At 35.3% G+C, this 13,688-nt stretch carries 12 protein-coding genes; 7 read left to right on the plus strand and 5 right to left on the minus strand.

Annotation, left to right across the window (positions count from 1 at the left end; all coding sequences use genetic code 11):
* Positions 1-84: 84 nt before the first annotated feature.
* The 5 genes from JMI89_RS07180 to pntA form a co-directional block, all read right to left on the minus strand.
* Positions 85-420, minus strand: a complete 336-nt coding sequence (locus JMI89_RS07180) for a YggL family protein (protein WP_220679672.1) — start codon at positions 418-420, stop codon at positions 85-87.
* A 183-nt stretch (positions 421-603) separates the two neighbouring features.
* On the minus strand, positions 604-1,827 hold the full coding sequence (locus tag JMI89_RS07185) for a DEAD/DEAH box helicase (RefSeq protein ID WP_187754959.1): 1,224 nt from the start codon (positions 1,825-1,827) through the stop codon (positions 604-606).
* Between the two features lie 223 nt (positions 1,828-2,050).
* On the minus strand, positions 2,051-2,974 hold the full coding sequence (locus tag JMI89_RS07190; protein WP_220679673.1) for an L-lactate dehydrogenase: 924 nt from the start codon (positions 2,972-2,974) through the stop codon (positions 2,051-2,053).
* A 357-nt stretch (positions 2,975-3,331) separates the two neighbouring features.
* Positions 3,332-4,756, minus strand: coding sequence for a Re/Si-specific NAD(P)(+) transhydrogenase subunit beta (gene pntB, locus JMI89_RS07195; RefSeq protein ID WP_187754961.1), 1,425 nt, complete (start codon positions 4,754-4,756; stop codon positions 3,332-3,334).
* A 2-nt stretch (positions 4,757-4,758) separates the two neighbouring features.
* Positions 4,759-6,315 (minus strand): Re/Si-specific NAD(P)(+) transhydrogenase subunit alpha, encoded by a 1,557-nt coding sequence (gene pntA / locus JMI89_RS07200; protein ID WP_187754962.1) that lies wholly within the window; start codon positions 6,313-6,315, stop codon positions 4,759-4,761.
* A 434-nt stretch (positions 6,316-6,749) separates the two neighbouring features.
* Between pntA and JMI89_RS07205 the strand changes: the two genes are divergently transcribed.
* The 7 genes from JMI89_RS07205 to cysZ all read left to right on the plus strand — a co-directional run bounded on the left by JMI89_RS07205 (position 6,750) and on the right by cysZ (position 13,524).
* Positions 6,750-7,499, plus strand: a complete 750-nt coding sequence (locus tag JMI89_RS07205) for a Nif3-like dinuclear metal center hexameric protein (protein ID WP_187754963.1) — start codon at positions 6,750-6,752, stop codon at positions 7,497-7,499.
* Between the two features lie 210 nt (positions 7,500-7,709).
* Positions 7,710-8,588: a 4-hydroxy-tetrahydrodipicolinate synthase gene (dapA, locus tag JMI89_RS07210; RefSeq protein WP_187754964.1), complete on the plus strand. Its 879-nt coding sequence runs from the start codon at positions 7,710-7,712 to the stop codon at positions 8,586-8,588.
* A 28-nt stretch (positions 8,589-8,616) separates the two neighbouring features.
* Positions 8,617-9,258: an outer membrane protein assembly factor BamC gene (bamC, locus tag JMI89_RS07215; RefSeq protein ID WP_220679674.1), complete on the plus strand. Its 642-nt coding sequence runs from the start codon at positions 8,617-8,619 to the stop codon at positions 9,256-9,258.
* 169 nt (positions 9,259-9,427) lie between these two features.
* On the plus strand, positions 9,428-10,138 hold the full coding sequence (gene purC / locus JMI89_RS07220) for a phosphoribosylaminoimidazolesuccinocarboxamide synthase (protein ID WP_187754966.1): 711 nt from the start codon (positions 9,428-9,430) through the stop codon (positions 10,136-10,138).
* Between the two features lie 181 nt (positions 10,139-10,319).
* Complete coding sequence (locus tag JMI89_RS07225) at positions 10,320-10,772, plus strand: DUF441 domain-containing protein (RefSeq protein ID WP_187755089.1); 453 nt, start codon at positions 10,320-10,322, stop codon at positions 10,770-10,772.
* Between the two features lie 9 nt (positions 10,773-10,781).
* A complete protein-coding gene (locus JMI89_RS07230) occupies positions 10,782-12,800 on the plus strand; it encodes a GNAT family N-acetyltransferase (protein WP_220679676.1) in 2,019 nt (672 codons plus the stop codon).
* Positions 12,793-13,524, plus strand: coding sequence for a sulfate transporter CysZ (gene cysZ / locus JMI89_RS07235; RefSeq protein WP_220679677.1), 732 nt, complete (start codon positions 12,793-12,795; stop codon positions 13,522-13,524). Before JMI89_RS07230 ends, cysZ begins: the two co-directional genes overlap by 8 nt.
* The last annotated feature ends 164 nt before the right edge of the window (positions 13,525-13,688 follow it).

The raw sequence follows: 13,688 nt of genomic DNA on the forward strand, positions 1-13,688 counted from the left end.
TGCCAAGGGACATTATAAAATTGAAAGGTTACCTGAGTAACCTTTAGCGATTATAAATACCCGTTGAAAAGATGTGTGGGTTGCTTAAAAATCTAACTCATCCCACCATATATCAATTAGTTGGCCTGTTTTAACCCTATTAAGTCCATGATTAACTAACCAATCGCTAACGATCTTACGATGTTCTTCAGTGCAATTACCAATTTTTTGCATACATATTAAACCTTGCCAATTTAGATCACCACTTCCTTCATAAGCTAGACCATTTGGTTTAATAGCTTCGTTAATAAATAGATCAACAACGCTATCCAAAGTTTTAGCATCAGTACCTTCTGCAAATGACCAACTAACGGTAAAACCTAATTCCTTGAATTCTTCAATAAGTAATTTTTTTTTCAAACGACGACTGCGATTAGTCATGAAATAGTTCCTTATTAATAGAATAAAAAAGTACCTGGTCAGAGTTTTCATCATTAGCAATTGACTTTATCTGATTTAAATATTGTATGCAACATTGTTTTGCTATTAATTTGTCTACATTCCGATAAAATCAATATTCGCGTATATTTGATGAAAATAAAAAGTGTAATATTAATAATTGTTTTATTTAAGTTTCTTGGCATTTTTATGAATACCATTTTTCTTTACTGAAGTCGGTTTAATATTAGGATTGACGGCAAATCCTTCAGTAGTTAATTTTGGAATATTAACTTGGATCAATTTTTCAATTGATTTTAATTGTGGCAGTTCATCAACACAGACCAACGAAATAGCTTGACCACTATTTTGAGCTCGTCCAGTACGACCGATACGATGTACATAATCTTCGGCAATCTGTGGTAGATCATAATTCACGACATAAGGCAAGTGTTCAATATCAAGTCCTCTCGCAGCAATATCAGTAGCAACGAGAGCTGTAATTTTCCCATGTTTAAAATCGGCTAGTGCTTTCGTTCGAGCGCCTTGACTTTTATTGCCGTGAATTGCCGAAGCTTTAATACCATCTTTATTAAGCTGATCAGCTAAATGATTAGCACCGTATTTGGTACGCGTGAAAATAAGAACTTGTGACCATTGTTGTCTACCTATTAAATAGGATAATAGTTCACGTTTACGGCTTTTATCAACATGGTGTACATACTGGGTGATTTGCTTAGAAGTACTATTAGTCGTAGCTACAGCTAAGGTTTCTGGAGAATTTAAAAGCGTGTGTGCCAGTTGCGTTACTGCATTAGAAAACGTAGCTGAAAACATTAAATTTTGGCGTTTTTTGGGTAATTTAGTAATCACTCGGCGAATATCGTGAATAAATCCCATATCTAACATGCGATCAGCTTCATCAAGCACCAGAACTTTTACTGTTTTTAGATCGACAGCATTTTTTTGGACTAAATCTAATAATCGTCCTGGCGTTGCCACTAGGATATCAACACCGCCACGCAATTTCATCATTTGTGGATTAATACTTACACCACCAAAGACAACTAAAGAGCGAATTGGTAAAAAACGACTATAATCACGAATATTATCACCTATTTGTGCAGCCAGTTCACGAGTTGGCGCTAAAATTAAAGCATATATTGGTCGCCTACCTTTTTTCGGTTCTATCACATCATTTTTAAGGTTAGATTTAACAAGCCACTTCTGTAATATAGGTAAGACAAAACTAGCCGTTTTACCGGTACCAGTTTGTGCACTGCCCATAATATCTTTACCGGCTAGAATTTTTGGGATTGCTTGTTGTTGAATTTCGGTGGGTTGGGAAAATCGTAGGGCATTAACAGCTTCCACTATCTTGGTGTCCAAACCAAGTGAATTAAATGACATAAAGATCCTTGATAAATTATAACGCTAATAACAATTTGTCATTATAGCTTAAATGATCATATTTTATTAGGTGTTATTCAGAGCTTATGGAAATTAACATTTATTAATACTAATTATCGTTAGTCTTATTTTAAGCGATTTTTTATCTATTTGGTGGAAAAAAACGTGCATTTTATTATTGCACGTTAATTAATGCGGAATACCGTATAACCAATTTTTGTCGTTATTTTGGTAGATGCGTAATATAATTTTTTATGATATTAATACTGTTGTCGAACAGTTTTTGTTCCTGACTATTGAAATCAAGTGTAATAATTTTTTTTATCCCATGTTGATCTAGTATTGCCGGTACACCGATTGCCACATCATGATAACCATATTCACCATCAAGGACACAAGATAAAGCAAGCGCTCGGTGACTATTGGTCATGATATGTTGGCAAATTTCAGCAATCGTACTGCCAATACCATATTCGGTACAATGTTTACAGTTAACAATTTCAAACCCCATTTTACGTGCTTTATCGCCAATTAATTCAAAATTGAGTTGTGTTTTATTCAGATGATTAAGTTGAATACCATAAAGTGAGGAATGAGACCAAACCGGAAATTGAGAATCGCCATGTTCACCGACAATAAACGCGTCAATGCTTTGTGGACCGATATCCATTGATTCTCCTAGTAAACGGCGTAATCGTACAGTATCTAGCCATACCCCTGTACCTAAAATGCGATGTTTAGGTAACCCAGATAATTTCCAAACATAGTATGTAATCGCATCACATGGATTAGTCGCAATAAGAAAAATGCCTTTAAAACCATTTTTCATCATTCCGGGAACTATATTGGCAACAATCTTAGATGTGCCAATAAGCTCTTCGGCACGACTTTTTTGAGCGAGACCAGAAGTAACACATATAATAGCAATATCAATATCAGCACAATCATTGGCTTCGCGAAGCGAAATTTTCACCATATTTTGTCGATATGCGGCTGCATCTAATAAGTCTTGTTGATGCCCATATACCAATTCTTTATTAAGATCTACGAGTGCTATTTCTTCACAAAAACCACGATTAACCAATGTATAAGCGGTGGTGGAACCAACATTGCCAACGCCAATAATCATAATTTTACGTAATTTCATTTCATCTCCCATATCTATTTGAAATATAATGATATTATATTAATGCTATTTTTTTATTTAAGGTAGAACAATTTTTTTGGGCACTTTGTGATTAATTTTCTTATTGCTTGAGTTATAAAAAGGGCTGAATAATGAGAAAAAATTAAGTGTTTCGCTTTTAGTTAATTTATTTTTAAATGGATAGATTTATTGGATCGAGCTGCAAAATGCTAGTATTAGCTGACTGTGACATGCGCCAGATAACATAACTTGACAAACTATATTAACCGGTTTTTTGTTGTTCAACGATAGTTTATTTAAGTCTGATAAATAAAAAACTCGCCATTTGGCGAGTTTTACGTATTTTAACAGTGATACTTAGATGTCTTGTAATACTTTCTCAACACTTGCCTTAGCATCGCCAAATAACATGTAACTATTTTCTTTAAAAAATAATGGGTTTTGCACGCCGGCATAACCAGTATTCATGGAACGTTTAGATATAATTACTGTTTTCGCTTTCCAAACTTCAAGTACTGGCATTCCAGCAATCGGACTGCTAGGATCTTCAGAGGCTGCTGGGTTAACGGTATCATTAGCACCAATAACCCAAACGACGTCGGTATCAGGGAAATCGTCATTGATTTCATCCATTTCTAAAACGATATCATAAGGTACTTTAGCTTCAGCGAGTAATACATTCATATGACCAGGTAACCGACCAGCTACAGGGTGAATACCAAATCGAACTTCAATCCCCATGCCACGTAATTTTTCAGTAATACTACTTACAGCACTCTGTGCTTGTGCAACAGCCATTCCATATCCAGGAACAATGATAACTGAACGCGCTTCTTTTAGCGCTTGAGCAACATCAATCGGTTGCATTTCACGATATTCGCCCATTTCTTCTTCAGTGCTTGCTGCTTTACCATCAGATCCAAAACCACCCGCTATGACGCTGATAAATGAACGATTCATTGCTTTACACATAATGTAAGAGAGAATTGCTCCTGATGAACCGACTAATGCACCTGTAACAATTAATAAATCATTATCAAGCATAAAGCCGGCTGCAGCAGCGGCCCAACCTGAATATGAATTTAGCATTGAAATCACGACAGGCATATCAGCGCCACCGATTGAAGCAACTAAATGAACACCAAAAGCTAAAGCGATTAATGTCATAATGATTAAACAAAACGATGCAAAGGCTGTATTATCATGAAAATTTAGGAACATAGTCATTAAAAGAACTGAGAACAGTATTGCACCTAAATTTAAATAATGCTTATAAGGTAATGACAACGGTTTAGAACTGATGCGACCATTAAGTTTGCCGAAAGCGATAATTGAGCCAGAAAATGTTACTGCACCAATAAATACACCAACAAAAATTTCTATTAAATGAACCATGAGCTCATTATTAGTATTAGTCTCAACTAGATTTTTTAATAGTTCATGCGATGAAAATTGTTCACTGTCAAGGTAACTGTTAAAACCGACTAATACCGCAGCCATACCAACAAAACTATGAAGTAATGCAACGAGTTCTGGCATTTGAGTCATTTCCACTTTTTTGGCTAAAATGATGCCAATTGCACCGCCGATTATTATGGCTATGATTACCCATCCGATACCACTATTTAAACTTCCTATCGTCGCAATTAAGGCAATGCTCATACCGATTATGCCGTAAATATTGCCAGATCTAGCTGTTTCTTGTTTAGATAAGCCACTTAAACTAAAAATAAATAGTAGTGCTGCAATAACGTAAGCGGCTTGAATAATTCCTGAATTCATGTTTATTCTCCTTTAGCTTTGCTATTGTTACCGCCACGTTGAAACATTTTTAGCATACGGTGGGTGACAAAAAATCCGCCAAAAATATTGATACTAGCAATCAAGATGGCAATAGTAGCAAGGAAAATGATAAACCCATTACTAGCTGTGACTTGTAATATTGCACCGACCATAATAATACCTGAGATGGCATTAGTTACTGACATTAATGGAGTATGTAGTGAATGTGTAACATTCCATACTACGTAATAGCCAACAACACACGATAAAGCAAATACGGTGAAATGTGATAAGAAACTTTTCGGTACTGCTGAAGCAATCCAAAAGAATAACAATATCGCAAATGCTAAAATACTAAAACGTAATGCAGGCGACATAGGTTTCGCTTCAGGCTTGACAACCGGTTTAGCCGCTGGTTTTTGCGGTTGCGCTGATACCTGAATCGGCGGTGCCGGCCAAGTAATTTCTTGGTCTTTCACTACAGTAACACCACGAATGACGACATCTTCAAAGTTAATATCGATCTCACCGTTTTTTTCTTTGGCAAGTAATTTCAATAAATTAACAATGTTTGTACCGTATAATTGTGACGCTTGTGCCGGCATGCGGTTAGCCAAATCAGTGTAACCGATAATTTTGACTTTATTTTCGGTTTCATAAACTTCGCCTGGGTGAGTTAGCTCGCAATTACCACCGGTTAAAGCAGCTAAATCAACAATAACACTTCCTGGCTTCATTGATGCAACCATCTCTTTAGAGATCAATTTTGGCGCTGGTTTTCCAGGAATTAAAGCGGTTGTAATAATAATATCTACATCTTTCGCTTGAGCAGCAAAAAGCGCCATTTCTGCTTCAATAAATGCCGCTGACATTTGTTTGGCATAGCCATCGCCACTGCCAGCTTCTTCTTGGAAATCAAGTTCTAAAAATTCCGCACCCATACTTTGGATTTGTTCGGCTACTTCAGGACGAGTATCAAATGCGCGGACAATGGCACCAAGACTAACTGCGGCTCCAATTGCAGCCAGACCAGCAACACCGGCTCCAATGACTAATATTTTAGCTGGTGGAACTTTACCTGCAGCCGTGACTTGGCCAGTGAAAAAACGACCAAATTGATTAGCTGCTTCGATGACAGCACGATATCCAGAAATATTGGACATAGAACTTAATGCATCAAGTGATTGGGCGCGTGAAATCCGTGGTACACAATCCATCGCCATAACCGTAATATTTTTCGCGGCTAGTTTTTCTAGGAGTTCTTTATGTTGTGCGGGATAAATATAGCTGATTAACGTTGCTCCTTCTTTAATAAGGGCAATTTCCTCATCAGTAGGCGCATGTAATTTAAGTATTAAGTCATTTTGCCAAATATCATGCGTAGTTTGGATCGAAGCTCCAGCATCAATAAAGGCTTCATCTGCAAAGTTAGCGATTTGACCAGCACCTTGTTCTACCGAAACGGTAAAGCCAAGTTTTAGCAATTGACCTACAGTTTGAGGTGTAGCTGCTAATCGACCTTCGTTCGGTAACCGCTCTTTGGGGATACCTATATGCATTGTATAGTCCTTATGGTTATGTGAAGTTAGTAATGTTTATTAAGGGAATATAACATTACGATGTTCAGTAAAAAGATTTTGCCGATAAATTTAACACGTTAGTCAATTAAAATCTATTTATCAGTCTGAGTAAAATCCTAATTATGAATCAGATTGATTAATTTACAAACATTTATAAATAACAATTATTTCTCAACCTGAGACATAATTTTAAATTGTGAATTGTTATTTAATGGCCTGATTATAAAAATAAATTATTAAATTTTTATAGTGTTTGTTATTAATCTAGAAGAGTTAAAAAGTCGTTTTAATATGTTATAAATAGCAAAAAATTAAGTTATAAATTATCTTTAATTAAAGATGAGTTAATTCGTGAAAACATCTATAATCCGTCGTAAATAATGTACATCTAATTAATTATTATTGGAGTAAGCATGCTTAATTATACTTTAGAACAGAATCTTAATGATTTTTTACAAACTTCTATCTATCGAGATTTTGCTCCAAATGGATTACAAGTAGAAGGTCGAGCCCAAATTAAAAAGATAGTGACAGGGGTAACGGCTTGTCAACGTTTATTGGATGCTGCTGTTGAACTAGATGCTGATGCGGTTTTAGTGCATCATGGTTTTTTTTGGAAAAATGAACCCGTTACAATTACCGGAATGAAATATCGTCGTCTTAGGACATTATTACAACATAATATTAATTTATTTGGTTACCATCTTCCTTTAGATGGTCATCCTTTACTTGGTAATAATGTTTTACTTGGTCATTTATTAGGTATTGATATAGAAGAACGAATATCAATTACTGATTTATTATTTAAAGGTCAGTTGCTCAAACCACAAACTGCTTTAGCGTTTAAAGATACCATTGCAAGCAAATTAGAACATTCAGTATTGCATTGCGGTGATAATGCCCCAGAAATTATAAACCGGGTTGCTTGGTGTTGTGGTGGAGGACAAGATTTTATTGAACAGGCTGCTTTGCAAGGTTGTGATGCTTTTATTACAGGTGAGGTTTCTGAACGAACAATTCATATTGCTCGTGAATATGGGATTAATTTTTATGCTGCAGGCCATCATGCAACAGAACGTTACGGGATTAAAGCATTAGGTCAATGGTTGGCGGAGGAATATGGATTTGAATCTACATTTATTGATATTGATAACCCAGCATAAATAATTAACCGTATATCATATTTAAAAGTAAATAAGGTAGAAATTTTGGACAGTCAAATAATAAATAAAAATAATATGATTTATAAAATTGTTACAATTAATTATTTCCTATATAAAGCACGGCGGTTAAGTTGAATTTCGTTGGAAAATGCCCCATACTGTGGCAAAAATTTTCCTATCATCAAATATAATTACAATCGAGGTTATGTTATGTTTACAGGCAGTATTGTAGCGCTAGTTACGCCAATGGATGTTAAAGGCAATGTAGACAAAGTAAGCCTAAATAAATTAGTTGAATACCATATACAAAATGGCACCTCCGCAATTGTTTCAGTCGGAACCACCGGCGAATCTGCGACTTTAGATCATAAAGAACATATTGATGTGATTAAACAAACCATTGAATTTGCAAATGGACGGATTAAGGTTATTGCTGGTACAGGTTCAAATGCCACGGCAGAGGCCATTTCACTGACTAGACAAGTTGAAACACTCGGGGTTGCTGGTTGCCTTACTGTTACGCCTTACTATAATAAACCGACTCAAGAAGGTTTATACCAACATTTCAAGGCTATTGCGGAAAATACCGGATTACCGCAAATTCTTTATAATGTTCCAGGTCGTACAGGTTGTGATCTAAAACCCGAGACAGTGGCAAGATTAGCTAAAATAAATAATATTGTCGCGTTGAAGGATGCAACTGGCGATTTAAGTCGTGTATATACGACACGTAAATTAGTTGGCGAAGACTTTAAATTACTTAGTGGTGATGATAATACCTTTGTGGACTTTATGTTGTTGGGGGGAGACGGTGTTATCTCAGTGACGGCCAATATCGCAGCTAAAGAAATTGCCAATATTTGCCAGCTAGTGAAAAAAGGGCATGTTCAAGAAGCTAGAGAAATTAATGAAAATTTAGTGAAACTACATTCCACATTATTTATTGAATCTAATCCTATTCCCATTAAATGGGCTTGTGAAAAATTAGGACTTATTCAAAATGCCACGATGCGTTTACCTTTAACACCACTAAGTAATAATGCTATACCAGAGCTTGAAAAAGCGTTAAAATTAGCCAAATTAGTTTAAAATCATTTTGGAATTAAAGTTGAAAAATATGTTTAAACAATCATTAGTATTATCAGCAATCTTATCCTTATTAATTGTTGGTTGTAGTTCCGATGATCGATTTCAACGTGAAGTTGATGGAAATGAAGATTATCTGAGTACCCCTGAAATAAGGCCTTTAATTGTTCCAAATGGAATGAAAGTTCCTCAGCCAATCCCTGATTTTTTTATTAATAAGGCCGCTTCAGAAGGTATGGTTGGTCACAACGTTGATATACGTCCACCTGTTTTGCCATTAGCTATTGTGCCAGATAGTTCTGCGACTTACCAAACAGGTGAGGTTTTAGTTGATTTGCCTGAATATGTTGGCTTTTGGGCTCAGATTCCGGCAATGTTGACTCATCATAATATTGCGATTGAACAGAATGATAATCAAACTATTAAAACAGGCTCACGGTTTATAACACAGGGTGATAAAACTGGATCGATTGAAGCAAGGTATTTATTACAACGTCATGTTACTTTTGGTAGAGAATATATCAAGATTCAACTCATTTCATTAAAGCAAAACGGGCAGGATATTTCTGCTGATGTTTTAGAAAGTCAACGTTACACCGTTGATTTTTATAACATGCTAGTAAATGATTTACCATCTTCTACTATGACTTCTAAAACAGAAGCAGAAAATTAAAATAAGGAGCAGCAATGCTCCTTAATTATATCTAGAGCAGTTTGCTTATTTTGGCTTTAACTCCGGGCATTTTAATAAATTACTTTGAAATGCAGGACATAATTAATAAATAACAAAATGTTTTGTTAATGACACGATTCTTTTAATCGATTAAATACTGGATTTGAAAATGAAAAAAATAACAGAGCTTTATCGCGGAAAGGCAAAAACTGTCTATACTACTGAAAATCCTGATTTTCTGATTCTTGAATTTAGGAATGATACGTCAGCTTTTGATGGTCAACGTATTGAACAGTTTGATCGTAAAGGAATGATCAATAATAAGTTTAATTATTTTATTATGACCCAATTAGCGCAAGCTGGCATTCCAACACAAGTTGAAAAGTTAGTTTCTGATACTGAAATTTTGGTTAAGAAATTAACGATGATTCCGGTTGAATGTGTAGTTCGTAACCGTGCTGCTGGTTCTTTAGTTAGGCGTTTAGGTGTTAAAGAGGGTGAAATTTTGAATCCACCAACCTTTGAATTATTTTTAAAAAATGACGCCTTACATGATCCAATGGTTAATGAGTATCACTGTCGAGCTTTTGGTTGGGCGACGGAACAACAATTAAATCGAATGAAGGAACTTAGTTTCAAAATTAATACCATCTTGACTGATTTATTTGCTAAATCAGGTTTGATTCTTGTCGATTATAAATTAGAGTTTGGTTTATTTAATGGGGAAATTGTGCTTGGCGATGAATTTTCGCCGGATGGTTGTCGACTCTGGGAAAATGATACCATGAAAAAAATGGATAAAGACCGTTTTCGTCAAGGTTTAGGTGGAGTGATTGAGGCCTATGAAGAAGTTGCTCATCGTATTGGTGTGCCTCTTTAGTTTTGTAATAAATTAATAAAAATCCATTCATTAATAGTGCAGTAAGAACTGCACTAAGTTAAAATAACCCTCATTAATTGTATATAATTATTCACGCTTACTAAAAATAATCTAAATTATATCCGTGTGTTAATTTTATTTTTTATCGTTTAGTTCACTTTAGGTAAATCTTGCTGCGATGATGACTCAATTTGATATCACATTTTTTATTCTATTAGCATTAGCTGGTCTTTGTTATGTAACACATAATAACACTGTTACTTTTGCTGTTTTATTGTTACTCCTTTTTAAATTAACACCTTTATCGGCTTATTTTCCAATTTTAAATCAGTATGGTTTAACAGTTGGCATAATTATGCTGACTGCTGCCATGATGGTACCTTTAGCTGATGGCTCAATTGGTATTAAAGAGATTTTAAAATCATTCGTTACTTGGCAATCCTTGTTAGCCATTGTGGTTGGAATTTTGGTGTCATGGCTTGGCTCTCGAGGAATTACATTGATGAAACTTGATCCAACTATTGTTAATGGTCTAATTGTTGGCACATTAATCGGCGTAGCCTTTTTTAAAGGAGTACCTGTAGGGCCGTTGATCGCGGCAGGTGTACTCTCGTTGATGTTAGGAAAAGGGTAGATTGATATTATGAAGGATAATTTTCGTCATTTAATTGTGATACAAGGTGATGAAAATCGAATACAACAACAGTTAATGACGATTTGTCAAAAAATTGTCGATGATTGGGTTATTATCACGGAACACCACGAACTTGCCAAACTATCTTTTAATAGCCTGCATCCGAAAGAGGCAAAACAACTTTTGGGTAGAGAGTTCACTCATGCTATTTTTGATGCCCGACAAATGTTTAATTTAGATGCTTTTGCTGTTTTAAGTGGCACATTAACTGCTGGCAGCATTTTGCTGTTATTATTACCCCATCATTGGTATCATTGGTTGGATCAAGATAGTTTACGCTGGAATGATGATGTGAAACCAAAATCAGTACCGCATTTTGTAAGTCATTTAATGCACTCAATTAGTTATCATCATCAAAGCTATCCAAGTCATTGTCATTTGTTGACAGATAAGCAGTTACAAAGCCCACAAGGATTAATCGGTATAATTAAAGCTAATCAGTTCAAGCATAATGTTTTGGGGGAATTTGCTAATAATACTGAACAAAGCGACATACTACATCAACTATTAAGTAATGCTGACGATATAGCATTATTAACCGCTAAAAGAGGTCGTGGTAAATCGGCGTTAGCTGGTATGTTCTGTCATCATCGTCGATGTTGGGTTACTGCACCTAATAAAAACGCTGTAACAACATTGCTGAAATTCGCGCCAGATGAGACGATCTTTTTTGCACCAGATGAACTTATTTTACATCTTAATTATTCAACTGATCGCCCAGACTGGCTAGTCATTGATGAGGCAGCAATGATTCCGTTACCGCTGCTATATCAATTATTAAATCAGTCTTATCGCATTTTGTTAACCTCTACGATTGATGGTTATGAAGGTACTGGACAAGGGCTATTATTAAAGTTATTTAAACAAATAAGTAAAACTAAACTTACTCATCATTATCGGTTGTATAACCCCATAAGATGGGCTCATAACGATCCTTTAGAAATCTTTACTGATCAGCTTATTGTAGCGGATCAATATAAAGCCAGTCATACTGTCACGAATGATGAAGTAATGATAAAACCATTACCACAAGCTCAGTTAGTAAGTTCATCTGAGTTATTGGCGCAATATTTTGGTTTACTTAAGAGTGCGCATTACCGTACAACGTTGCTTGACTTACGTCGCATTCTTGATGCCAATCATCTTCATTTATATGTTGCGATGTTAGCTCATAATATTATTGGTGCATTAGTAGTGATAGAAGAGGGAGGATTAACTGATGTATTAGTAGAAGATATTATTCGAGGTTTTCGCCGACCACGAGGTAATTTGGTGGCGCAGTCGTTAGTTGCCCACGCAGGTGAACGACAGGCCGCGGTATGCAAGTCTTTGCGGATTAATCGCATTGCCTTAGCGGAAAATCATCGTCAGCAGGGGATTGGAACACAAATGATAAAGCATCTTATTCAAGATCCCCAAACAAATTCTTATGATTACTTGTCAGTTAGTTTTGCTTATGCGTCAGATGTTGCTAATTTTTGGTTAAAATTAGGTTTTAGCATAGTTCATATCGGTACTCATAAGGAAGCCAGTAGTGGTAGTTATGCTGTTATGGCGATGTATCCTATCACTGACAGAGCAAAACAACTCCAGAAAAGAATGTGTCAGCGTTTAGCGCGTAATTGGTATTGGCTAAAAAATCGCATTAATCAGCCAATCCCAATTATGATAAATCATGCTCAACAATTGACACGGGACGATAAACTTGAATTAACATTATTTGCCACAACATTATACGCTTATTCGGCAAGCTTTGCGGTATTATCGCGTTTAGCTAATCAGATTAAATCTCATAATAATATTAAAATCAGACAGTCGGCACCAATATTATTAGCATTGTATTCTTCGGCATTTAATGAACAAAGTGTCGGCAAACAATATAGTATTTCCGGTAAACGTGAATTAATTAAATTACTGCGACAAGAAGTTCAAGCGCTATTAAATTTTCAGGAACTATTTAATGACTAATAAACATTGTTTTCACTATTTTTTACAGGGCTATTCACTCATTCAGATGCCAGGTATTCGTCGCTATGTTATCTTACCCATGTTAGCCAACATAATTATTATGTCCCTGATGTTCTATTGGTTTTTTGCTAAAATATCTTCTTGGATAGATTTTGGTTTCGCTTTTTTACCTGATTGGTTGCACTGGTTAAGCTATATCATGACCCTAGTTGTAGTTGTGACAATGGCTGTCTTTTTTTGTTATTTCTTTAGTACAGTTACTAATTTTATTGCCGCGCCTTTTAATGGATTATTAGCAGAACATGTCGAAGCAATATTGACTGGTTTACCAGCACCAGAAACGACTTTTTGGGATATTATTAAAGATATTCCCCGTATTATGAAACGGGAAATACAAAAATTAATCTATTATTTAATATGGGCTATTCCATTACTTTTAACCTATTTTACTCCCCTATTTGGTCAAACTATTACGCCGATTATTTGGTTTATTTTTACCGCATGGATGGTTAATATTCAATATGCTGATTATGCTTTTGATAATCATAAGATAAGTTTTAATCAAATGAAGGTGCTGCTCAGTCAAGACAAACTCGATAATGTGGCATTTGGTTCATTAATTAGCTTTTTCACTATGATTCCGTTATTAAATTTAGTTATCATGCCGATTGCTGTGTGCGGTTCCACTGCTATGTGGGTTGATCGTTATCGAGATCAAATTTGAATCACTTTAACGCATTTTTTGATTTTTATCAGCTTAATTATTTTATTGATTAAAAAAGTGTTAATAAATCGGTTACTGGAAATTTGATGATTATGATAGCCTAAAATTATCTAAAGAGGCTGAGTTTTGATAATGGAAAATGGCTCGATAATTTGTTTATATCT

The sequence above is a fragment of the Frischella sp. Ac48 genome (genome assembly GCF_019641635.1).
Lineage (GTDB): Bacteria > Pseudomonadota > Gammaproteobacteria > Enterobacterales > Orbaceae > Frischella > Frischella japonica.